General features: G+C 63.4%; 18 protein-coding genes and 3 pseudogenes. 11 read left to right on the top strand and 10 right to left on the bottom strand.

Translation table 11 applies throughout. The features are described from left to right. Nucleotides 1-11: 11 nt before the first annotated feature. The 5 genes from NRG74_RS03195 to NRG74_RS03175 all read right to left on the bottom strand — a co-directional run bounded on the left by NRG74_RS03195 (nucleotide 12) and on the right by NRG74_RS03175 (nucleotide 4,902). A complete protein-coding gene (locus NRG74_RS03195) occupies nucleotides 12-218 on the bottom strand; it encodes an MbtH family protein (protein ID WP_160923498.1) in 207 nt (68 codons plus the stop codon). A gap of 21 nt (nucleotides 219-239) precedes the next feature. Then, nucleotides 240-1,493: an enterochelin esterase gene (gene fes, locus NRG74_RS03190; protein WP_257705678.1), complete on the bottom strand. Its 1,254-nt coding sequence runs from the start codon at nucleotides 1,491-1,493 to the stop codon at nucleotides 240-242. Nucleotides 1,494-1,576: 83 nt separating this feature from the next. Further along, entirely contained in the window at nucleotides 1,577-3,766 is a 2,190-nt protein-coding gene (locus NRG74_RS03185) for a TonB-dependent siderophore receptor (protein ID WP_257705677.1), read from the bottom strand. Nucleotides 3,767-4,054: 288 nt separating this feature from the next. Then, the gene (locus NRG74_RS03180) at nucleotides 4,055-4,318 is read right to left on the bottom strand and encodes a hypothetical protein (RefSeq protein ID WP_093252677.1); all 264 of its coding nucleotides are present in this window, start codon (nucleotides 4,316-4,318) and stop codon (nucleotides 4,055-4,057) included. A 302-nt stretch (nucleotides 4,319-4,620) separates the two neighbouring features. Next, nucleotides 4,621-4,902, bottom strand: coding sequence for a hypothetical protein (locus NRG74_RS03175; RefSeq protein WP_017642136.1), 282 nt, complete (start codon nucleotides 4,900-4,902; stop codon nucleotides 4,621-4,623). 371 nt (nucleotides 4,903-5,273) lie between these two features. Between NRG74_RS03175 and NRG74_RS24540 the strand changes: the two are divergent. The 3 genes and pseudogenes from NRG74_RS24540 to NRG74_RS03165 form a co-directional block, all read left to right on the top strand. Next, nucleotides 5,274-6,353: pseudogene (locus NRG74_RS24540) on the top strand (methyl-accepting chemotaxis protein); the annotation flags it as partial. Nucleotides 6,354-6,545: 192 nt separating this feature from the next. Continuing rightward, complete coding sequence (locus NRG74_RS24535) at nucleotides 6,546-7,259, top strand: methyl-accepting chemotaxis protein (RefSeq protein WP_437181179.1); 714 nt, start codon at nucleotides 6,546-6,548, stop codon at nucleotides 7,257-7,259. Between the two features lie 14 nt (nucleotides 7,260-7,273). Further along, nucleotides 7,274-8,194 (top strand): substrate-binding domain-containing protein, encoded by a 921-nt coding sequence (locus NRG74_RS03165; RefSeq protein WP_257705675.1) that lies wholly within the window; start codon nucleotides 7,274-7,276, stop codon nucleotides 8,192-8,194. Nucleotides 8,195-8,285: 91 nt separating this feature from the next. Here NRG74_RS03165 and NRG74_RS03160 read toward each other — a convergent pair whose 3' ends face one another. The 3 genes and pseudogenes from NRG74_RS03160 to NRG74_RS03150 form a co-directional block, all read right to left on the bottom strand. After that, nucleotides 8,286-11,330: an autotransporter domain-containing protein gene (locus tag NRG74_RS03160; RefSeq protein ID WP_437181178.1), complete on the bottom strand. Its 3,045-nt coding sequence runs from the start codon at nucleotides 11,328-11,330 to the stop codon at nucleotides 8,286-8,288. Nucleotides 11,331-11,602: 272 nt separating this feature from the next. Next, nucleotides 11,603-12,126: pseudogene (locus NRG74_RS03155) on the bottom strand (N-acetyltransferase family protein). Nucleotides 12,127-12,275: 149 nt separating this feature from the next. Beyond that, nucleotides 12,276-12,518: a DUF1654 domain-containing protein gene (locus NRG74_RS03150; protein WP_257705673.1), complete on the bottom strand. Its 243-nt coding sequence runs from the start codon at nucleotides 12,516-12,518 to the stop codon at nucleotides 12,276-12,278. Nucleotides 12,519-13,071: 553 nt separating this feature from the next. Between NRG74_RS03150 and NRG74_RS24530 the strand changes: the two are divergent. The 3 genes and pseudogenes from NRG74_RS24530 to NRG74_RS03140 form a co-directional block, all read left to right on the top strand. After that, a pseudogene (locus NRG74_RS24530) lies at nucleotides 13,072-14,082 on the top strand (methyl-accepting chemotaxis protein); the annotation flags it as partial. Nucleotides 14,083-14,115: 33 nt separating this feature from the next. Further along, on the top strand, nucleotides 14,116-14,988 hold the full coding sequence (locus tag NRG74_RS24525; protein WP_437181177.1) for a methyl-accepting chemotaxis protein: 873 nt from the start codon (nucleotides 14,116-14,118) through the stop codon (nucleotides 14,986-14,988). Nucleotides 14,989-15,163: 175 nt separating this feature from the next. Continuing rightward, on the top strand, nucleotides 15,164-17,155 hold the full coding sequence (locus tag NRG74_RS03140; RefSeq protein WP_257705671.1) for a putative bifunctional diguanylate cyclase/phosphodiesterase: 1,992 nt from the start codon (nucleotides 15,164-15,166) through the stop codon (nucleotides 17,153-17,155). A 211-nt stretch (nucleotides 17,156-17,366) separates the two neighbouring features. Here the strand turns inward: NRG74_RS03140 and NRG74_RS03135 are convergent, their stop codons facing one another. Both NRG74_RS03135 and NRG74_RS03130 read right to left on the bottom strand, forming a co-directional pair. Beyond that, complete coding sequence (locus NRG74_RS03135; RefSeq protein ID WP_017642127.1) at nucleotides 17,367-17,765, bottom strand: hypothetical protein; 399 nt, start codon at nucleotides 17,763-17,765, stop codon at nucleotides 17,367-17,369. A gap of 245 nt (nucleotides 17,766-18,010) precedes the next feature. Continuing rightward, nucleotides 18,011-18,490, bottom strand: a complete 480-nt coding sequence (locus NRG74_RS03130; protein ID WP_017642126.1) for a hypothetical protein — start codon at nucleotides 18,488-18,490, stop codon at nucleotides 18,011-18,013. A 372-nt stretch (nucleotides 18,491-18,862) separates the two neighbouring features. Here NRG74_RS03130 and NRG74_RS03125 point away from each other — a divergent pair, with 372 nt between their 5' ends. From NRG74_RS03125 to NRG74_RS03105, 5 genes are read left to right on the top strand one after another with little or no spacing between them, the layout of a single operon-like run. Beyond that, the gene (locus NRG74_RS03125) at nucleotides 18,863-19,747 is read left to right on the top strand and encodes a ParA family protein (protein WP_437181167.1); all 885 of its coding nucleotides are present in this window, start codon (nucleotides 18,863-18,865) and stop codon (nucleotides 19,745-19,747) included. Between the two features lies 1 nt (nucleotide 19,748). Further along, a complete protein-coding gene (locus tag NRG74_RS03120; protein WP_184286809.1) occupies nucleotides 19,749-20,510 on the top strand; it encodes a hypothetical protein in 762 nt (253 codons plus the stop codon). Next, entirely contained in the window at nucleotides 20,510-21,211 is a 702-nt protein-coding gene (locus NRG74_RS03115) for a DUF2786 domain-containing protein (RefSeq protein ID WP_184286806.1), read from the top strand. Before NRG74_RS03120 ends, NRG74_RS03115 begins: the two co-directional genes overlap by 1 nt. Beyond that, nucleotides 21,208-22,620, top strand: a complete 1,413-nt coding sequence (dnaB, locus tag NRG74_RS03110; protein WP_257705670.1) for a replicative DNA helicase — start codon at nucleotides 21,208-21,210, stop codon at nucleotides 22,618-22,620. Before NRG74_RS03115 ends, dnaB begins: the two co-directional genes overlap by 4 nt. Then, the gene (locus tag NRG74_RS03105; RefSeq protein WP_184286803.1) at nucleotides 22,617-23,048 is read left to right on the top strand and encodes a hypothetical protein; all 432 of its coding nucleotides are present in this window, start codon (nucleotides 22,617-22,619) and stop codon (nucleotides 23,046-23,048) included. The genes dnaB and NRG74_RS03105 overlap by 4 nt, the downstream gene beginning before the upstream one ends.

Genomic DNA, 23,048 nt, shown 5'->3' with positions numbered 1-23,048 from the left:
AGGAACTCCAGTCAGGAAAGCAGAGAGGCGGCCGGGCGGATATCGCGCCAGTGGCTGGCCAGCCAGTCGTCGCAGGCCGCGCGCGGTGCGGGCCCGAACACCGGCGCCCAGCCGGCGGGAACGGCCATGGTCTCCGGCCAGAGGCTGCACTGGCCCCGGGCATTGCGCAGGATCAGCAGCACCTGCGCGGGATCGTCGAAGGGATTGAGAGCGTCCATCGGACCTCCTGGCAGTAGGGATTAGCGGTGGGCGTCGGCGGCGACCAGGGGTTGCCAGAGCCGGACCAGGCCGTCGAGCAGGCCTCCGCGCCACCAGAGGGCATCATGGCCCCCATCGATCTCGCGATAGTCGAGCGCGTGGCCCTGCTCGCGCAGGCGCGGGACCAAGGCCCGGGAGGCTTCGAGGATGGCCGGCTCGCGCAGCCCCGCCTCGATGAACAGCCGCAAGGGATGCCCCCTCCCCTGCCCGCTTTCCAGCGCCTCGAACAGTCGGCCTGGTTCGCCGCGTTGCGGCCACCAGAAGGAACCGGACTGGCTCAGCGCGCAGCCGAAGCGCTCCGGCCAGTGCAAGGCGGCATAGAGCGCCGCCAACCCGCCAAAGCTCTGCCCGGCGACCACGGTCGAGGTGGCCGACTGGGCATGGGGCGCCCAGTCGCGCACCTGGGGTAGCAGCTCTTCCTGCAGCGCCAGCCAGAACTCGGGATTGCAGGGCAACTCGCTACCACGCAGGGCGCGATCGCTGTGGTCGATCAGCAGATAGACCGCTTCCGGCAACTGGCCGGCATCCGTGAGCTCTTGCAACGGCACGCCGATGGGCATCGTCTGGGCCCAGAATTGCCCATCCAGCAGAATGGCCAGCGGCCGCTCCATAGGGGTGGTATTACCGGTAGCGAAGAGCCACACCGGGCGGCTGTTGCCCAGTCTGGCGCTGTCCCACTGGAACTGCTGCAGGCTCGACCATGCCGCGGGAGACAGGGTGCGATCGGTGTCGAAGGCCGCCCAGGCCGGTTGCGCAGGCGCATCCGGCAGATGCACACCCGACACCGCCAACCCGCGGCCACCCTGCCAGGCGCGGCGGGGATTGAGCCGGTCGGCCTGGGCCAGGGGAAAGACGCTGCGCCACCAGAGGCGGATGCCCTGGAGATCAGGCTGGACCTCGCCTTCGAAGGGCGCCGGCTCCCCACTGGGGATCAGGCAGTAACTGCCGCGCCAGCGACCCTCCAGCTCGGTCTCCCACGCCCAGACATCGGTGCCTGGCAGACGCCGCAGGCTCTCCGGCAGGCCCGGTTGATGGTGGTCGGTGACCCCGGTGATATTGAGCCAGACCCGCTGGGTACCGGAGCGCTCGGCCAAACCCTCGGGATCGCGCCAGACAAAGGTCAGGCGATAGCGCCCGGCCACAGTGGGTTCGATCAGCGGCGTGCCGCGGCAGGCGACGGCCTGCCACCAGGACTCGCTGCCCACATCGTCCCGCTGGAAGAGTGAATCTTTCATCGCATCTCAGTGCATCGTGGAAGAGATCGTCATGGCCTGCATCGCGCCGACCGGCCCGAGCTTGGCCCGGGTCGGCCTGGACCTCAGAAGTCGTAACGCGCGCCGACCATCACGCTACGCGAGGGGCCCTGGAAGTTGAAGGTGGAGACCGAACCTACGCGCGACCAGTATTCCTTGTCGAGAAGGTTGTTCACGTCCAGGGTCGCGGTGAGTTGCTTGGTGACCGGATAGGAGAACTTGGCATCCACCGTGGCATAGCCGGGGGCGGACACGTTGACTCCAGAGGTCTGGTTGGTCTGAGAGAAATCGCTCATCGCGGTCACCCCGCCGCCGATGCTCAGACCGGTCAGCGGACCGCCCGCCAGGGTGTACTTGGTCCACAGCGAGGCCATGTGCTTGGGCATGGCTTCGAACAGGGTATTGCCATCGCCGCTGAGGTTCTGGGTATCCATGTAGGTGTAGCCGGCGAGCATCTCCCACTGCTCGGTGAGCTTGCCGCTGACCTCGATCTCGGCGCCCTTCACCCGGGTCTTGCCGGAGCTGTCGGAATAGGTGGTGATGGCCACGCCGTTGGCGTCGAAGGGCCGGGCCGCCCGGTTCTCGTCGGTCAGCTGGAAGATCGACAGCCGTGCATTCATATCGCCGTTGAAGTAGCTGCCCTTGATCCCGACCTCGTACTGGTCACCCTCGCGCGGATCCAGCGCCTTGCCCTGGCCATCCAGCTCGCTCTGCGGCTTGTAGACCTTAGAGTAGCTGGCGTAGAGGGAATGGTAGTCGTCCAAGTCGTAGACGGTGCCCAGATAGGGGGTGACGAAGCCACTGTGCTTCTGGCTTTCCCCCGCCTCGGCGCCGCTGGCCAGGGTGGTGGTGTAGGCCTCGCCCCGGTACCAGGAAACGCGGGCGCCGCCGATCAGCGCCAGGCGCTCGATGGGCCGGAAGGTCACCTTGGAATAGAGGCCGAACTCGCGATCCTCACTATTGAAGTCGGTCTGGTAGGCGCGCGCCGGCTTGGCGAAGCGGGTTGGCGAATAGCTGTTCACATTGACCGTACCCAGGACGCTGTTGCCATTCTGGTAATCGGTGTCGTAGTGCTTGTAGTCGGTACCCACGACGAATTCGCTGACCTGCCCCAGCGCCTCGAAGGGCTGGCTGTAGCTGGCATCGAGGGAATAGGCGTCCTGCTCGAAGTCCCGGGTGCTGGCGCGGATGCTGGTGTTGCCATTGGCCTGAACCGCCCCGCCGGTGAAGGCATAGAGGTAATCCGCTTCCCGGTGCGATGCCCGGGCAGCGATGCGCCCATAGCCGCCGTTATCGAACCTATGGGTCAGCTCGAAGATGCCGTCGGTGGTCTTGCCGTCGAAGTAGTTCCAGTCCGCCCCCAGGAAGCGCGACTGACTGAAGTCCAGCAGATTGCCCTGGGTGTCGGTGGGATAGCCGTTGTGCGGGGTGAGGTTCTTGACCTGATGGATCAGGCCGAAGGAGATCTGGGTGGCGTCGGACAGGTCGATGTCCAGGTCGCCGTAGTAACTCTGGTCGGTGTTGGCGTTGTAGTCCACCTCGCCATTGCTGTCGGCGCGGGAGGCGACGAAGCGGCCACGGACGTTCTTGCTCGCGGTGAGCGGACCGGCCAGGTCGATCTCCTGGTAGTTGGTGTCCCAGGAGCCGTAGCGCCCGGTGATATGCCCCTGGAACTCGTCGGTGCCGCGCTTGCGCACCATGTTGACGATGCCGCCCAGTTCGCTGGTGCTGTTGAACAGCCCGGAGGGGCCGCGCATGATCTCGACCCGGTCGAAGGGCGAGAGGATGGGCACGGTGCCGAAGATGCTGGTCATGGGCGCCGGCAGGCCGTCGATGTTGTATTCGTCGTACTCGTAGCCACGCGAATAGATGGAGGAACGCCCGCTGTCGTTGGTCAGCACCCGCAACCCGGCCGTGGACTTGGCCAGCTCGTCCAGGGTGTTGAAGTTGCGATCCTTGATGTACTCGCTGGTATAGGAGGTGATCGACTGGGGAATGTCGCGCAGGGCGGCCGGCGTCTTGGTGCCCACGGTCGCCGAATCCACGGTATAGCCGCCGGTCTGTTCCGAGGGCGCCATGTCGTAGAGGCGATTGCCTTCGATGGTCAGGGTGTCCAGTTCCGTAGCGTTCTGCTCGGCCACCGTGGCGGCCAGGGCCGTCAGCGGAAAGGGAATCAGCGCGCCGATCAGGAGCAACTGACGAAGGGCCGCGCGAGGAAGGCGGATGGGCTGGCAGAGGGTTCCTTGGGTGTTCATGGTGATCCTTGTGACCGTGGCGTTGCAGCCGACGCCGTGCACTTGAAGGCTGCTCTTCGCGGCATCGCGCGAGGGCCAGCACTTTAAATGATAAAAACTCTCATTATCAAATGTTACGTTAAGTAATAGCTGTTTGCATTGCGGCGAACAGGCAGCCGTGATCCACGCCTGGTACTGCAGGCGCAATGGAGAAGAAAGGAGGGAGAAAGCCGCGGTCGGACGTGCACGGTCCGACCGGAGGGGAATCAGGCCTGGCTTGAGCAGGCCCCAGAGAAGCCGGCGAAGTCGTTAGAGACCGGATACCGCGGGGGTCTTGGCCGCCACCTGACCGATCACCGGGCTGGGCAGCCGGCAAACGATCTCACCGATGGCATTCATGCGTGCCAGACCACCATCGCCCTTGCAGGCGTGATAGTCGGCGAGGTGTTCGGAAGGCGAGTTGCGCAGCCCCTGATCGAGCGCAACCACCAGAGCGATGACGCCCAGCCCCAGGACGACGAGTTCGAGCGTGCTGCGGGTACGATACCAGTGGATCGGTCGCGAAGGGCTCATGGCGGCTCCAGGGAGAGGCGAGTGATGGCGAAGTGGCTTCCTACTCTAATCCTCCTGGCCCGGATGTAAACAGCCGTTGCTCGCCTGGGCGATAGCGGTCATCCGCTCGCCCAGGGACGTTGTCGCGCGCCTGGGCGAAGCCTTGGCATGGCCTTCTTACCTCATCCCCTGGGCACTCCGACTCGCGAGGCGCCAGGAGCGGCCCCCGCGATCAGTGACAGCAGCCGCTGTGCCCGCCCGTATCGCGCTCACCTCCCCTCCGCTGTACCGGCCCGAAACCGGCAGCGGACCGAGGACGAGACTCAGGGATTTTCCTTGCTGGGCGTCTTGATGTAGCCGGGCACGGCGGAATCGGGAGGTGAGTGGCGCCCTTCGCTGGCTGCGGCATCATTGGCCTGGGCACGGTCTTCCTGGGCCTTGGTCTGCTCCTGGGCAGCCCGGTCGACCTTGCCTTCGGCAGCCTTTTCCTCGGCCTTCTGGCTATGGACCTGAGCCTCCCGGGCATGGTCTTCGGAAGTCTTGTCGCACGCCGCCAGGGTTGCGGCAGTAGCCAGTACGAGGGAGCACAGCAGAACTTTCGACATCGGGTATTCCTGTGAAAAGAGACCTTTCAGAGACCTGGAGAAGCACGGGTTGGTTTCTGACCCGCCGCACCGGCTTTGCGACCTGAGGTGTCCGTCGCATGGTGGGCGTGGCGGAACCCGCATGCCTGCCCAGCGAGCTGATAGTCGTCGAGCGCCTGGACCGCACCGCCAGGCTCTAGCGCGCGCATCTGAACATTATCGACAACAGCTGGTCGCCCGGCGAAGGCCGCACGTCCGCAGACGATGCGGAAAGGTCGGGTGATACGACTAGGCTGCGGAGCTGTTGGCCATGGACAGGCATCGAGACGCGCCATGACGTCTGCCGCCGTTGGCCTCCTGCCTCAACATCGCCAATAAAGCAGGGAACAACCATGACGCTTCTTCAACGGGTAGTCGGCGGCATCGCTCTCCTGGTGTTTCTGCTGCTGGGCATCGTCGCCGTGAGCTTCAACAGTACCCAGTCCATCCATGAACGGCTGACGGTCATCACCGAGCAGTCCGCCCCGCTCGGCCAGGCGGTCGGCGAAATCAACGTGCAGCTGCTGAGCGCCAACCAGGCCCTGCTCGGTCTGCTGGCCGAGTCCGATACCGCCCAGATCGCCACGCGCGAACAACAATTCCACCAGCAATTCGCCAACTACCTGCAGCTGCACCAGCGCCTGCCGGCGCTGTTGCGCGACCACGAGCAACTGGTCCAGGCACTCGATCAAGAGCAGAAACTGGGCAATGCCTACGGCCAGCAGGCGAAAATCCTCATCGACAGCTACCGCCAGCTGGTCACCGTGCGCCGTGAAACCCGGACCCTGCAGGGCTATGCCACGCCCGAGGCCAATCGACTGTCCAGCTACCTGCAGGCCTACAGCGCACAACGGAAGGCGGAAGGCGCCACTTCGGCGGTCCGCGCCGCCCAGTTGCTGCTGATCGAAACGGACAAGACCTACGCCGCCTTCGCCGCCCAGGCGGCACGCGTGGATCTGTCGAGCCTGGCCATGGCGCTCAACCAGCAGCAGGATGTCATCACCGACCGGCTGCGCGATCTGGCCGCCCTCGACGAGCGCAACGCGCGTATCGTGGGCGTGATGGTCACGCGCCTGCTGCACGAGATGACCGCGCCCGATGGGCTGCGCCTGGCCTACGAGCGGCAGGCTGCGGCCGAAGCCCAGTTCGACGACCAACGCCAGCGTACCAGCACGGCGCTGCAGGCGACCCTGGATGCCCTGCGCACCCTCAGCGGCGGGGCCGTCGCCGTGGCGCAGCAAGCCAAGAACGATACCGATGCCAGCGTGGCCACCAGTCGCCAGGTACTCTTCATCGTCGCCCTGCTGGCGATCTGCGCCGCCGTGCTCATCGGCCTGTGGGTCGCGCGCGGCCTGCGGCGTCCGCTGCAGGCGTTCCGCGAATCGCTGTGCCAGGTCACGGCTGGCGATCTGCGGGTCCAGTTCGATGTGAGTCGCAAAGACGAATTCAGCGAGCTGGGCGGCTATCTCAACGAACTGATCCGCTCGCTGCAAACCACGGTGACCACCCTTACCCAGTCAGCCGACGACCTCCGTCGTACCGCCCAGGCCAATGCCGACATCAGCGCCAGCACCACCCGCGCCGTGGAGGAGCAGACCGAACGCCTCGGGTCCGCCGCCTCGGCGATGACCCAGATGGAAAGCACCGTGGCCGAGGTAGCCCAGCACGCGCTCGACACCAAGGATGCCGTGGACCACACCTTCGAGCTGAGCACCGCGACCGGCATCACCGTCGCCGAGACCATCGACAGCATCCAGCGCCAGGCCCAGCAGATCCAGGTCGCCGCCCAGGCCACCGATGAACTGCAGGGCTATGGCCAGAGCATCGACGGCATCGTCGATGCCATCCGCAATATCGCCGAGCAGACCAACCTGCTGGCGCTCAATGCCGCCATCGAAGCCGCTCGCGCCGGTGAACAGGGGCGCGGCTTCGCCGTGGTCGCCGACGAGGTACGCTCCCTCGCCAGTCGCACCCAGAGCTCCACCAGCGAGATCCAGCAGCAGATCGAACAGATGCAGCAGAAGATCCACTCGGTAGTGGACATCATGGGGGTGAGTCGCGCCCAGTCCGGGGAGTGCGTGCAACTGGCCTCCTCCACCCGCGAAGCCCTGCAGAACATGAGCCAGGCGGTCGGCACCATCCGCGAGATGAACACCCAGATCGCCGCCGCGACCGAAGAGCAGAGCGTCACCGTGCAGCAAACCAGCCGCATGATGGTGCAGATCAACGACGCCGCGCTCCGGGCTGCAGAAGGCGCCGAGCGTGCCGCGCACAGCAGCGAGGACCTTTCGCTCATGGCCAGCCGGCAGCGCGAGCTGCTGCAACGTTTCAGTGTCTGATCGGGGATCGACTCATGTTCAAGCCAACGCTTCGTCTCCTCGCCGGTTTCATGCTGGCCGCCACCTGCGTCAATGTTGCCCAGGCCAGTGCCCCGCTGATCGGCGTCCTGACCTCCAAGCGCGACAACTTCCGTACCGCGCTGATCAATAATGTCGAGGAACGCGCCCGTACCCTGGACGCCGATCTGTTCCTGGAAAACGCCAGTAGCGACAGCGCCTTGCAGCTACGCCAGTACCGCAACCTGATCGCCGCCCGGGTCGATGCGGTCATCGTCAATCTCATCGATGACAGCAACACCCAGGAGATGCTGTCCCTGGCGATGAGCAGCAAGGTGCCGCTGGTGTTCATCAACTATCGCCCCAATGTCTCGCCGTTGCCGGCCTATGCGGGCTTCGTCGGTTCGGACGAGGTGGAAGCCGCGACGATGCAGATGGAGGAGCTGGCACGCCGCGCCGGCTACAAGGGCAAGGTGGCAATCCTGATGGGTGAATCGCACCACCCGGCGACCAAGCTGCGTACCGAAAGCGTCGAGAAGGTGGTGGCCAATTACCCGGACATGCAGGTCGTGGTTAAGGCCTCGGCCAACTGGCAGCGCAGCGAGGCTACCAATCTGGTCATGCAGTGGGTCAACAAGGGCGTGGCCTTCGACATCGTCGCCGCCAACAACGACGAGATGGCCATCGGTGCGATCCGGGGGCTGGAAAAGGCCGGCAAGCCGCTGGCGCAATACCTGGTGGGCGGCATCGACGGCACCCCCGACGGGTTGCAGGAAATGCGCGCGGGCAAGCTGGCGGTCAGCGTCCTGCAGGATGCCAAGGGCCAGGGCGAAGGCGCGGTGGACATGGCGCTGCGCCTGGCCAATGGCTCCACCAGCAACACGCTCACCCAGGTGCCCTTCCAGCTGATCACCCCGGACAACCTGGCGTCTTTCTAGCCCCTGGCCGCAGCGGGGTCGTCCTTCTTCGGCGGCCTCGCCTCGCGCTTAACTGCGCGCCCTGCCCGTTCCGGCACTTGGCGCGCCCCGTTCAGAATCGCCAGCTGAGTCGAGCCTTGAGGTCCTGGTCCTTGGTCCGGCCACTTAGTTGCCCGTCATAGCCCAGGCCTAGCGACACCGTTTCGCTCAGCGCCATGTCCAGCGCGCCCTGCATCACGGCGGACTCACGCGCGATGGGCGCGCCCACCAGTCTGAAATCCGGCCCACCGGCTAAGGCCGTCTTGTGCTCGGGCGTGGTATCGCCAAAGGCATGGCGCCAGCCCAGGGTGGCGCTCGGCACCACCTTCCAGTCACCTAGCGGTTTGCTCGCCAGGCGCAGACCGAGGGTGCTGAAGGTCACGTCGGCGTTCTGCCGCGGATTGTCCAGCGCCAAGGCACCACTGCGCTCGTGGAAGCCGTCGGTCCGCAGGTGCACCTGGGCCAGGTTGGCGAAGGGCGAGAGGTTCAGACTGCCCGCGTCGATTCGATAGGCCAGTTCGCCGAAGGCCTGGGTGGTGTCGGCGTCATAGTCCGGCGCCAGGTGCTGGTTGCTGCCGAGGACCGCCAGGTCGCGCTGCGCCGCCACCGAATGCCAGCTGTGGGCCAGGCCCAGCTTGAGACTGAAGGCATCCCAATGCTGGCCGGCATAGAGCCCCAGGTGGTAGTTGGTGCTGTCGAGCGAGCCGGATTCGTCGCGCAGATCCAGATCGGTATGACCCAAGCCCACCAGCCCCCCGACGCGCCAGCCGTTGTCCAGCGGGATGTCACTGCCAATCAGCAAGCCATGGCTGTGGCTGTCCAGGCTGCTGGCGTCGTGACTGCCGTCGTTGCGGCCCCAGGCACCGAGCGCCTGGGTCCAGACCAAGCCGCGCTCGGGGCTGCCGGCCAAGCCCTGGATGCCGGAACCGGACGGAGCGTCGTCCTGGGCGTCGTGCAGACGCTCGGCCATGGCGTTGCGTACCAGGCGGCTGTCCTCCACCAGCACCGTCTTGGTCGAGGCATGTAGTTCGTTGCCCAGGCTCTGGAAGGTCGAGCGAGCACCAGTGGCATTGGTCGCGACGACCTGATTCCACAGCGCATTGCCGGCGCCGGCCTTATCCAGCCCCTCTGCAGCGGACCGGGCATTGCGGCCATCGGCCAGGTCGGCGAAGGCCACGCCATTGCGTGGCAGGCTTAGGATCGCCTGGTTAGCGCTGTAGCTCAGCGTCGGGGTGAGGAAGGCGAAATCGGATTGGATCTGCCCGAAGCGACCGCTCAGGCGGTTACCGGCGCTGAGTAGCTGATAGCTGCCCAAGGGCTGCCAGTAGGGGCTGGAAACCAGTGCCAGGGTGGCGCCGTTGACGGCGATGCTGCCCGTGGCGACCAGGCGATCGGCGCGGTTGCTGGCATCGGTCTCGACCTGATAGATCGAGCCTTGGTCGAGGGTGGCATTGCCGTTGACGTCGAGTTGCCCTACCGAGTTGCCGGGGGCGAGAATGCCGCCCTGGGCCACATGAAGACTGGCCAGACTGCCGGTACCGCCCAGGGTGGCGCCGGTATTGACGGTGACCGCCGAGTTGCCGAGGTTGCCATTGATGGCCAGGCGACCCTGATCGATGCGCGTGGTACCGGCGAAATCGCTGTTGCCGGTCAAGCTCAGGGAGCCGACCCCGGTCTTCACCAGGCTGCCAGTGCCATGCAGTCTGTTGGCTAGGCTGTCGTTGACCGACTGCTCCAGTATCAGGGTGGCGTTGTCGGTGATGTCGCCGCTGCCGAAGGCCTGGGCGTGGCCACGCAGGGTACCGCCATTGATCAGCGTGCCACCGCTGTAGGTGTTGAGACCAGTGAGGGTGAGTTCGCCACTGCCATTCTTGGTCAGGCTGCCGCTGCCACCGATGTTGTTGCGCCAGGCATCGAGGACGTTGAAGCCACCCTGGCTCGCATCCATGTTGACGCTGACGTTGCCGTTAAAGGCGCCGTAGCCATCGGCCGCAGCCATCAGGTTGAGCCGACCGTAGCCGTTGGATTCGTCGATGACCACATAGCCCGAGGACAACTCGGTGCTAGCCAGGATGTCGCGGCGCTGGCTGGCGCTGAGATAAGGGAAGCGCGTTTCCAGCAACACCTCGGCATTGACCGGTACCACCGGCGCCAGATTGGTCGGGCCAACGGGGGCGAAGCCGTAGGTCATGCGGGCGGTGTACAGCGCCCGGTCCCGCGCGTGCTGCGACTGCTGGTCGGTAGCCGGATCGACTTGAGCCACGCAGTTGTTGATGTCGCCGCCACACTGCTGAGCGAAGTAGGCCTGGGCCTGGGCGAAGGCATCGCTGCGCAACTGGACGTTGTTGACCAGGTTGTCGATGGCGAAATAGGTAGCGGTGATGCGCCCACCGATCACGTCCAGCGGCGAGTGCATGCCGGCGACGATGCGATTGTTGCCCAGCTCAGAGGCGCGGAAGAGTTCCTCTCCCAGGCGCTGGGGCACGGCGTAGCCGTAGCCGATGCCGGCCAGATAGGCCGCATTGGTATGGCCGCTGGGAAAGCCGCCATCGCTCGCGGGGGTTTGGCTGCGCGCCGGACGCAGGGACGGCGCCACGATGTCTTCGCTGGTCTGCCTCCAGGGCCGAGGATACTGATAGAAGTTCTTCGCCGAACTGGTGGAGGCGTCGTCGCGAATCGCCTTGACCAGTTGGGCGACCTTGCCCAGGCGCGAATGGATGTCGCCCGAGCCATTGCCCTGGTCTTCGTACTTGACCGTCTGGGTCGAGGCGTCGAATTGGGGAATGGTGGTGAAGGCTCCCGCGCCGACTCGATAGGCCTCGGCCAAGGGACCCAGGCCACTGATCAGGCTGTAGCTCTGGTCACGACGGTCGTCGTAATAGGCAGCCACTTCCTGGTCGTGGGTACGGGTGTGGGACAGATCGATCACATACTGCACGTTGCGCTGCAGGATGGGCGCGCCCAGGGCGGTCGGGGATCCAGTATTCCAGGTAGCGCCCGGCGTCCAGAGCTTATTGTATCCCGACAGCAGATCGACCCCATTGGTGGCATTGCTACCCGAGCGGCTAGCGGCCTGCACCGACACCGCCAGCAGTGATGCCGTGAACACGGCCGTGATTACCGCGGGTTTATTGCCTGAACGTTTCACCGACTCTTCCCCTTAGCCTCTTTGATACAACTTGTTACAAGTTGTCTGGGGCGGCGAGCCTAGAGGGCAGATGTGACGCTATGACGATTCTTTCGAGGCGGTTTTACGACATCTTATAGAGTACAGAACGGCGACCCAGGGTCGAGGCAGGAAAGGCATGCCCCGGGCCGCTGCCGACAGTGCTGCTGGCTGAAAGCCCTGATCCTGGCCCGGTCCCGGTCACGCGGTCCAGCGTCTGAGCGCTAGCGGCGCCTCAGGGTGTCCAGATCACACCAGAGGTGCAGCTTGGTGACAAAGGTATTGCCCACAGCGACTGCCAGCGGCTCGCGGCCAAAGACCGTGAAGCCAGCCTGTTCATAGAGCGCCTGAGCGGCATGGTTGCCTTCGGTGACCGTGAGCTGAATGACCCTGAGCCTGGATAGCTCCTGCGCATGGGCCAGCAGCTCGTCCAGCAAAGCCTTCGCTATGCCCAGGCGCCGGTACCGGATGGGCACGTACATCCCGAACAGGGTCGCCTTGTGCCGGCCCTTTTCCCGCGTCTCGAGGCCAAGGCCGACAACGCCCAGCAGATCCGCGCCCTGGTCGCACCCCAGACCCGCTCGCGCGCCTGGGCGCCTTCCTGCAGACGACCCTCCCACCAACTGAGCGGCAGACTTTCCCGCTCCTGCGGGCTCGAGGTGAAGGCCTCCGGATGTGCGGTGTAAGCCTCCAACATCAGCTGCCGATAGGCCGGAGCCCAGGCCGTTCCCAAGCGCTGGATGTCCATCCTGATCTCCTTCCAAGCGACGATCCCTGAAATGGCATCTAAGCCAGCCCTACTGCACGGCCGTGACGTCGCCAGCTCTCGACCTGCGACAAGGTCACGATCCGGCACGTCGCGCGACGCCTGTCCGGCGCTGTCGGCCGCGCCGTCGCTCAGTAGTCGTCGTAGCTGACCCTCCAGAACAGGTCGATGCTACCGTCATCGCGATGGGCCACGATCAGGCCTTCGGTCTCGCCAAAGGCTTCCAGCAACAGTGCCCAGTCCTCACGGCTCGCCGCCAGACGCTCCACGTGCACGTGCTTGTCGAGAACCCCGCGCGCATTGTTGACCAGTCGCGACACCCGCATCGTCAGGCGCTCATAAGAGGTCGGCTGGGGCGGCTGGCTATGAGCCATGGGCACAGGCTCCATAACTGTCTATTTGCACAGTAGACCTCGATCCAGGCGACTGGCAAGTTTCCGGACACCAGCAGAACCGGTGGTGCGAGCAGAGGTGCCCAGCGCCGAACGGCTATCGCCTAGCAAGCACCCCCTACACTGACGCCAGACGAACGCTCTAACCCAAGCGCCTCGATTCGCTGGTGGCCCAGAGTCAAGGTCATGGCTCCTACTCCGCCTGCGTTCGGCTGATCAGTCCCGAGCCATCACCCATGATGGCAATAAGCCGTCTATCCAGGGATAACCGCCAGCCATCCCCCCAAAAGCTGTGACCTGGATCACTTTTTAACTTCTAAGGTCAGACTAACTCGCAACATTCAGGCTGTCCGTAAAGACGCCCACCGCCGGGCTGACCGCCGCCACAGATCTGGTGAGCGGCTGGTAGCAAAAGATCACACTCCATCGCGCTAGCTATTCCAGGTGCCCTCTTACACCGATAGGTATTGCGATAACAAAAAATGTATGTCCGGCTGAGGTTCACTCAACCCCGCCCCCTATCCAGGTAGTCACCATGCAGCACAATGGCTGGAATCTCCTCAGCAACATCAGCGTTCGGGCCAAGCTGACGCTTGGTTTCTCCCTACTCATTGGCATGATCCTGCTGGTGGCCTATACCGGATGGCAGGCCACGGACGCCCTGCGCGACCGCAGTGAAAGGATCAGCGATATCTCCGGATTCAGTACCCTGGCGCGCGACATGCGCATCGAGCGGCTCGTCTATATCGTCAAGGCCGACGATACCCAGGCGGCCAAATGGCTGGCCGCGCTCGACAAGATCGAGGTTCAGTTGCGGAACGTCACGCCCAACTTCAATTCGAAGGCCAACGAAGCCCTGCTGAGCGAAGCCAAGGCCGCCCTCAAGCGCTATCGGGACTTCTACAACCAGGTGGTGACGGCAACCCGCGAACGCGCGGCCGTCCAGCAGGCTGCCACCGCCACGGCGGAAGCGGCCAACACCTATCTGCTGGCCCTGGCCACAGCAGCCAATGCCCAGGAGGGGCGTTTCGAAGACCGCCAACAGGTGGCGGCCCTCTTTATCGATTTGCAGCAGATGCGCATTGCCCTGCGCAGCTATGCCACCACGCCCGGCAAGGAAAACGAGAGCGCTGCCCACCGCGCCTTGGATGAGATTCAGGCAAAGGTCAAGCTGCTCGGCACGACCAGCGGCCTGCCGACCGAGGCCCTGCAGACACTTGGCAACCAAATCGCGGGCTACCAGCAACGCCTGCAGCAACTGATCACCACCCAGGTACAGGTGGATCAGGGTCAGGCCGGTATCACCACGACCATCACGTCGCTGCTGTCGATTGCCGACAAGCTCACCGCGATCCAGAAGGAATTGCAGCTGACGGATGTAAGCGGTGCACGTCAGCTGTTGCTGGTATGGCTGGCCATCGCGATCGCCCTGGGCCTCATCGGCGCCTGGCTGATCACGCGGTCCATCGTCCATCCCCTGAAGGACACCGTCCTCCTGGCGCAAACGGTCGCCAACGGCGATTTCACCCGTCAATTGGAAGTGACCCGCAAGGACGAACTGGGCGCGCTACAGATCAGCATGCAGCAGATGACCACCAACCTGCGTGGGCTGATCGGCGAGATGAAGGACGGCGTCGTTCAGGTTGCCAGTGCCGCCGAACAGCTCTCGGCGGTTACCGAACAGACCAGCGCCGGCGTGCAATCCCAGAAGAGCGAAACCGATCAGATCGCCACCGCGATGCAGGAAATGACGGCGACTACCCACGAGGTGGCGCGCAATGCCGGGGCAGCCGCCCGCTCGGCGCTGGAAGCCAGTCAGCAGGCTCAGCAGGGCGACCAGGCCGTCAGCAAGGCCGTCGCCCAGATCGAGCTGCTGGCCAGCGAGATGGCGTCGACCAAGATCGCCATGACCACCTTGCGCGGCCACGCCGACAGCATTGGCGGCGTGCTCGACGTGATCAAGGCCGTGGCCGAACAGACCAATCTGCTGGCACTCAATGCCGCCATCGAAGCCGCCCGGGCAGGCGAGGCGGGACGCGGCTTCGCCGTGGTCGCCGACGAGGTCCGCGGCCTGGCCCAGCGCACCCGCTCCTCGACCGACGAGATCGCTCAGCTCATCACCGGTCTGCACCAGAGCACCGACCGCATGGCGACGGTGCTCGACCATAACGTGCAGTTGACCGACAGCAGCGTCGGCCTGTCCCGCGAGGCGGGCGAGATGCTCAAGCGCATCACCCAGTCGGTCAAGGACATCGAGTCGATGAACGGCCAGATCGCCTGCGCCGCGGAACAGCAGGGTGCCGCGGGCGAAGAGATCAGCCGCAGCGTGACCACTGTCCGCGACATCTCCGAACAGACCGCTGCGGCCAGCGAAGAGACGGCTTCGTCAAGCCTGGAACTGGCACGTATCGGGGTGCGGCTGCAGGAGACGACCGCTCGCTTCAAGGTCTGAAAAGACCCTAGCCTCCTCCGCGGTGCGGAGGAGGCTAGCCGTCAGGTTCTCCAACTCAACCGCCGGTCATGTGGGCTGAATCTCTAACCGAGAGGCCGGTCACAAAGTGCCATCATATTGCCACCAAACGTCAGCCTTCGGACCTCGCTATTCACCCTGTCAGCCCGGACCCCCTATGAAAACCTCTCCAGAGCTTGGTCGGCTTGTCGATCAGACGCTTGCCGTGCCCGTGGGGCCCTTTTCCTTCGCGCCGGTGCTGGAGCGCCTGTTTCATCAGGACATCCATGAACAGCGTAGCCGCCATCTCACGCGCTGCCTCCTCATCGGAACCCTGAGCTACAACAGCTTCCTGCTCTGGTGGTGGCTGCTGATGGAAGATGCCCTGCCGTGGGCAGCCGGCCAGATGCTGGGAATAGCCACCCCCTTCACACTGCTAGTCATCTGCCTGCTGCGGGTAGTCCCCGTTCGTTGGCGTGAAGCTCTGGCCTTGCTACCGTTCTACGTCGGTCTGCTGGTGGTCTACAACTTGGTGATCAATGGCCCGGCCGGCAAGGAAATGAACCAGACGCTGTTCATTTTCACCTGGCCGCTGATGCTCACCTTCGTCAACACCTGCATGAAGAGCGCTCTGCCGCCTGCCCTTGCGTTCAACGGCTTCGCGCTAACCGTCATCTGCATCGCCGTTCACGAAGCCCCCGTATCGGCCATCGTGGGCGGCTTGATGATCACCAATGCCGTCGTGATGGCGTTCTTTTCCCTCCTGGCCAGTTACTGGCTCAATGTCGAGGGTCGTCGCACCTATCTGTACAAGCTGCGCGAAGAAGTCCGTCTGGCGTCCTTGAATTCGGCCAACCAGGACCTGCAGATCCTCTCGGAAACGGATTCGCTCACCGGCCTCGCCAATCGCCGTCAGTTGCGTCCGCTGCTCGAAGCCTTCTGGCAATCGCGCCTGGCAGGTGAGCAAGGCGCCGTGCTCCTGATCGACGTGGATCATTTCAAGCGCTACAACGATCACTATGGCCACCTCGCCGGCGACGAATGCCTACGCACCGTGGCTACCACCCTGGCAGTAGGCCTGGGCACTGGCGACCTGGTTGGCCGTTACGGAGGCGAAGAGTTTGTCGTCATCCTCAGGCACGTCGGTCCGGCTCAGGCACTCGCTGCGGCGGAAACCATCCTGCAACGCATTCGTGACCTGCAGATTCCGCATCAGGGGCGTCAAGACGACAAGACCTATGTCACCGTCAGCATAGGCATCGCGCGTAGCGGCATCGTCGGCTTGAGTACTGCGGACGATCTGCTGGATTGCGCGGATCGAGCCCTCTACCGCGCCAAACGCGATGGCCGTGATCGGGTGTTCGAAGGTGGTGTCGAGGCCGTCCTGGGTGCGCCTCTTGAGCATGCGGCATTGCTCACGCCGGACGATGTCCGCAAGGGACTCGCCAGTAATGAATTCCTGCTGCACTACCAACCCATCTATCGCGTTCAGCCGCAGCAGGTGATCGGCTATGAGGCGCTGCTGCGCTGGAACCACCCCACCCTCGGCATGGTATCGCCGGACATCTTCATTCCGCTGGCCGAACAGGGCAACTTCATCATCGCCCTGGGCGAATGGGTAGTGAAGGAGGCCTGCCTGGCAGCCAGTCAGTGGCCGCCTCACCTGAGCGTTTCCATCAATCTTTCACCGCTGCAGTTCGCCGACCCCATGCTGCACGAACGGGTATCCGCGGCGCTCAGGCTCTCCCGTCTCGCCCCCAGTCGGCTGGTCCTGGAAGTCACCGAAGGCGTGGAACTGGTCATAGATACCAAGACCCGTCAGTCCTTCGCCCTCCTCCAGTTGCTGGGCATCCGCATGGCCCTGGATGATTTCGGCAGTGGCTATGCTGGATTGGGCCCCATCCTGGAGCTGCCCTTTCAGCTGATCAAACTTGATCGCCGGATTCTGGCGATCAAGGATGAAGAACAGCGCGGCCAGGTCCTGACTTCCCTGCTGTTGCTCGGCGAGGCCATGAAACTGGAAGTGCTCTGCGAGGGTGTGGAAACTGCTGATCAGTTGGCGCAGCTGCGACACCTGGGCGTGCGGCTCGCCCAGGGCTATCTGCTGGGCAGACCCGAGGCAGATCCGGATGGCCAGGAGCGGCAGCTTACGGCGTCTCTGGAAGCCTGACGCGCAATAACCAGCCACTGCCCTCGACTCGTTCCGAGCGGCGACCACGACGCCCCACCACAGACTGCCTAGGTTTTGTACGAAAAATGCCTACGCTCGGTGACGCTTCGTTGAAACAGGCTTCGGAATGCTCATTTACCGCTCGTAAACTCCGCTTCCTCAGCCTTTTTCGCCTCGCCTGACCTTCGCTCGGCGATTTTTCTTACAGAACCTAGAAGATCGCCATTCCGTCCAGCACCGCCGTGTAGAGCGCGGTTCCGTAGGTCACCACACCGAGAGGCACCCCGACGGCAGCGCCCAGGATCAGTGTGCAAACCAGCAGCGCCAGCAATGGGATTCCGAACACTGGCTGCGCGAGGAAAGAGCCATGACTGCCCTGCTCCACCGTCTTCGCCTGGGGCGTACCGGTCGGGCTGTCGGCTGCGGAACGGGAGCGCTTGGAAGGGTCAGGTTGCTGCCGCCCAGGCCTGGCCTTGCCCTCCATCTCGATAAGATCGGCGATATCGGCGAGCGTGCCGTTGTTGCGGGTGATCTGCTCGTGGGCAGCGCGGAGCGAATCGGGCTTGGCGGTGCGGCCCGCGCCGCGGGGAGGTCTTCGTGAGGCAGTCATACGTACGAGAAAAGGCTGAGAAGGTACTAAGGATGACACAGGTCGATGTTAAGGTTATTAACCTTACCTGTCAGAGTAGCCAATTGCCACTACGTCCTTTTTTGCAGCGAGACTTCGTTGGATACGCCATTCGCTCAATGCCTGCCGGACAGTCAGGCGCTCCTGGCTCCGTTGCCAATCCTCCGCAGGGTGTGAGGACCTACCATCTTGGCTAAAGGCTGATCAAGGCAGCTTTACGAGAACCCTTAGCGCTTGGACCTGGGAGGCAGCCCCTGGTAACTCGCTCCGCTAGCCTCCTCATCAGCTGCGAGCTCCGCCATGGCCAGGCGCGTGGCTTCAATCAGATCTTCTTCGGAGTAATCCGCGAACTCCTCCTCCGGCAGATCCAGTCGCTGCTCATGCTCATCGAACGGATGCAATTCAAGGCCTTCGGCGGGACCCTCTTCAAGATGCCGAATCAGCGTATCCATAGCGCCTTCCTCATTCGCTCCGGCAAGGCAAATGGTCTTGTTCATGCACGCCTGGGGCAAGGAGTCGTACGCAAGGGTCTGCTCATAAACAGGTACCGCTTCCCCACTGCCCTCGGCGTTGAGGGTCAGCGAAGCCATATCACGCACCAGTTCAAGGGTGTCCACTTCACCAGTTCGGTAAAGCTTCAACAACCGGGCATCTGCGTACCCTAGCAGGAGGAAACCCTCTGTCACTTCGCTGCTATCTGGGCTCATTGCCGTGCTCCGTGATGGTGTGAAGAAAGTGCATCCTGAGGTGGCGGGTCGGTTAAGTAGAACGCACCCAGATCGTAAGATCTTGCGGTATGCAAGCCTTCTTCTCGACTCACGGCCTGACACGGCAAGGATCGTCACGCCTCTGCCACATCATTCAGTGGGCAAGCGGCAGTGTAACCAGGGATCAAACGTACCGATCGCGGCCTTTCAAACACCCTGAAACGCAAAAACCCTCCTTGCGGAGGGTTTCTGGTGAAGATGGTGGGTCGTGTGGGATTCGAACCTACGACCAATTGGTTAAAAGCCAATTGCTTTTGATCCACCGCTGCACCCAGGCGCGACGCACCTCTCAGCGAAAACAAGCGGCCTCTAATGAACCCATTAGAGGCTGCAAATTTGAAAACTACATCCAAGATTTCTGGCAAGGGCGGCACCGGAAAAACCACGTCCGTAGCTAACCTAGGCGCGTTCTGCGCCGATGCCGGGCTGCGTACCCTACTGATCGATCTGGACCCCGTCCAGCCTTCCCTTTCCTCGTACTACGACCTTGTCGAGCCCGCCCCCTGCGGCGTCTTCGAGTTGATCGCCAGCAACGAGACCTGCCTCGAGCGCATTGTCTCCAAGACGAATATTCAGAACCTGTCGCTGATCTATTCCAACGATCCGCACAACCACCTGATCAACCTCCTCTTGCAGGCGCCTGATGGCCGGCTTCGCCTGGCTCATCTCAAGGACATCTTCCAGGATGACTTCGACCTCGTGCTGATCGATACGCAGGGCGCCCGTACCGTGCTCCTCGAGATGGTGATGCTCGCTTCGGACCTCGCCGTTTCCCCCCTCCCCCCTGAAATGCTGTCCGCCCGCGAATTCAACCGCGGCACTCTCCAGATGTTGGAGGGGCTTCGGCCCTACGCTCGCCTTGGGCTGCCGATACCGCCCATCAAGGCCGTAGTGAACGGCCTTGATCTCACCTCAGACGCTCGCCAGCTGGATGCAACGATCCGCCAGACCTTCAGAGATCATCCCGATATTCAGGTCACGAGCACCATCATTCCTAAGGCGGTCGTCTACCGGGAGTCCGCGACCCGTGGCATCCCAGCTCATCGGCTTGAATACCGCCAGCCTTCTGACCGCAAGGCCCCAGCGGCTCTGCAGGTCATACGTGACCTCGCCATCGAACTCTTCCCAGAGTGGGCTGATCGCTTCACTGCCATGAATGAATCGGTCGTGCATGCCTTGGTGAAAGAGGGCAAGTGAGATGGCCAACCACCAAAAGCATGATCTGACCCAGGCCACAGGCATCACTGCAGACGTGGTGCTGGAACAGGGAAAATTCTACGACGCGAAGGATTTCCGCAAGGTGCAGACCGGGCTCTCCAGCGCAGCCCGCGAGCTTCGGGCGCTGACCCAGTACGGCAATCTCCTAGGTCGCCTCGGCGAGCAGCTCTCTCGCGAGCAGCGCGAGCTACTGAGCAACGCTGCTGCCCTACTGGACTCAGTGAAATACAACGTCGAGCACGCCAAGGAGCGCAAGGCGCGCGAGGAGAAGGCTGCCGCCAAGCTTCGCGCGCAACGCGAGCGACAAGCGAAGCAGCTGGTCGCCCAGCACTTCCCGCTGCCGACCACGACGGTCGAGCAGCAAGTCGAGGTACTGAAGCTGTACATCACAATCAGGCCCATCACTGATGGCTGGTTGCTGAAAGAAGATGGTCGCCTTCGCGACATGATGCAGTCTCAAGCTCCAGGCTGGACAACCACCAAGAAATGGCGTCTGGACCAGGTAACCAGCCTCATCGCGGACTTGAAATCCTCAGTCGAATATCACCTTGTTTTCGTGGACCAGTCTCCTTCCCAGAGGCTGGAGTCCCTACAGAAGCGAATCGCTGAGGTACGGGAGGCAAAGCTTTCGAATCCCAGCGCCCAGGAGACCATCAGGGTCTGGACCGAAGCGCTTCTGGAAGTCGAACAGGCCTCAGGTCCCGCGACTTCGATGGCCTCCTCTCAAGGGGGAGCCGCCTGATGGACGCCAACAAGCAGAAGATTCTGGAGCGCGTCGCCAAGTGCTTTGCCCTGGCCAAGGACGCCGGCGCCGCGCCGAACGAAGCTGAGATCGCGCTGCGTCAAGCGCGCAAACTCATGCAACAGCACGACCTCATGGACGTTGACGTCCACGCAGTGCTGGCCAGCGAGTCAGTCGTTGCCACCGGCACCCGCAGAGCGCCCGCCCACTGGCTTCACCAGCTCGCTTTGGTGTGTGCCCAGGCATTCGATTGTGATCCCCTGGCCTTTCGCGATCAGCGCCTGGGCTGGGCCTTCAAGTTCGTCGGTATCGGTGTCGGCCCTGAGATGGCCAGCTACGCCTATTCCGCGCTCCACCAGCAGCTCCTGGCCGCGCGCAAGGTCTTCGTCCGCAGCCAAACTCGCTGCAAGCTGGCCACAAAACGCCGTCGTGGCCAGGTCTTCGCCGAAGGCTGGATCGAAGCAGTCAGCGTCAAGGTCCACCAGTTTGCCAAAGGCAAGCCAGATGAGACCCAGCGCGTCATCGATGCCTACCTGGCCGTTCACCATCCGGACCTGACCACCGTAGAGCTTGAGCATCTCGAGGCCAAGGGCCACGACATGCGGGCGCGCTACCAGGGCTACGAGCTGGGGGCTCAAGCACAGCTCCACCGCGGCGTTGGCCAGCGCCGCAACCAGTTTGCGCTGGGAGGTCAGCCATGAGCGTCCTTCAGCTCCTGGAAGCCTCCGCCCACGATCACTTCGTGCATGCCCCAGACGCCGAGCGCGTAGCCGCCGGCTTGGTTCCGCCACACTCCCAGGAAGCCGAGCAGTCCGTCCTGGGCGGACTGATGCTCGACAACAGCACCTGGGACCTGATCGCTGACGTACTCTTGGAGGAAGACTTCTTCTTTCGGCACCACCAGCTCATCTTTCGGCGTATCGCTCTGCTCGCCTCGCAGTCGCGGCCCTTCGATGTCGTGACCCTTGCCGAGGTGATGCCCGACGTCGACGAGGTGGGTGGCCTTGCTTATCTGGGGACCTTGGCCAAGGACACCCCCTCGGTGGCCAACATCGTCGCCTACGCGGAGATCGTCGCCCAGCGCGCACATCTGCGCCGGCTGACCCTGCTGGGCTTTGCCAGCAGCCGCGAGGCGTCAGCACCGGGTGCCAATGCCGCCGAAGTACAGGAGCAGACAGAGCAGCGGCTGTTCGCGCTCGGCCAAGACCGCAAGGGCGCCGAGTTCTGCAACGTCACGGCAACGTTGAGCAAGCTGATCGACACCATCGACGAACGCTTCAACAACCCTACGCCGGTGACGGGCGTTCCTTCAGGTCTTACCGACCTCGATACCCTCACCTCGGGATGGCAGGACACCGACCTGATCATCGTCGGTGCCCGGCCAGCCATGGGCAAGACCGCCTTCTTGCTCAATTGCATCACCAAAGCGCTCCACCATGCGCTGGGCAAATCGGTACAGGTTTACAGCCTGGAGATGCCGGCTGAACAGCTGATGCTGAGGCTAGTGGCGATCATCGGCCACATTGATGCCACGAAGCTCAAGCTTGGGCAGTTGGAGGATGAGGACTGGCCGAAGCTGACCATGGCCGTCAACACCATCAACGGCTTTGGCGACCGCCTGGTCATCGACGACCAGGCTGGCCTGTCCCCCACGATGCTGCGCGCCAGAGCCCGTCGCGCCGCGCGGCGTTTCGGCCCGCCCGCCCTGATCTTGGTCGACTACCTGCAGCTAATGCGCTGCGAAGGCCAGGAGAACCGTGCCAACGAAATCGCCGAGATCTCTCGCTCGCTCAAGGCGCTCGCCAAAGAGATGAAGTGCCCGGTTATTGCCCTATCCCAGCTCAACCGAGGACTCGAGTCCCGGCCGAACAAGCGGCCTGGCCTTGCCGATCTGCGTGAGTCCGGAGCCATCGAGCAAGACGCGGACGTGATCATGTTCCTATACCGCGACGAGTACTACCACCCGGATACCGAGTTTAAGGGCATCGCTGAGCTGATCGTTGGCAAACACCGCAACGGCGAAGTCGGCACGGTCCGCGCCGCCTTCATCGCCAAGCAGACGCGCTTCGAGAACCTGAGCGCACAGGCCTGGCAGGAGATGAACGCATGAACCTCCTGACCGACGCCCCCGCGCCCGCTACAGATGAAGCACACCCCTCTTCCCTGCCCTTCCCCTCGATCGTTCGCCGGCGGGAGTCGGCAAGGAGCTGCTCGATGAGCCCGCAAGCTATGTTGTCTGGGGTTACTCACCAGTGCCGCCACTGCGGCCATCACTTCTGCCGTCGCTCCCTAACCCCAGATGAGCTCCTCGTCTGCAGCGTATGCCATTCGTTCGATGTAGAGCCCCTGGAGCCTGTAGAGCAGCCCGAGCCTGGCCCTTACCACGAAACCACAGTGGTATTCCGCGTCGCCGGCTCCCGCAATGACGCGGCAGGGCTGATAAAAACTCTGGACTTGCTGTTCAAGGACGATGGTCTGGCCGAGATCGTCGCCATCGAATCGGGCAACCAGCTCCAGCAACGGGCGGGAGGCCAATGA

The organism is Pseudomonas oryzihabitans (genome assembly GCF_024652905.1).
Lineage (GTDB): Bacteria > Pseudomonadota > Gammaproteobacteria > Pseudomonadales > Pseudomonadaceae > Chryseomonas > Chryseomonas benzopyrenica.
The sequence above is the reverse complement of the archived record's forward strand: the minus strand, read 5'-3'. Positions and strand labels throughout refer to the sequence as shown.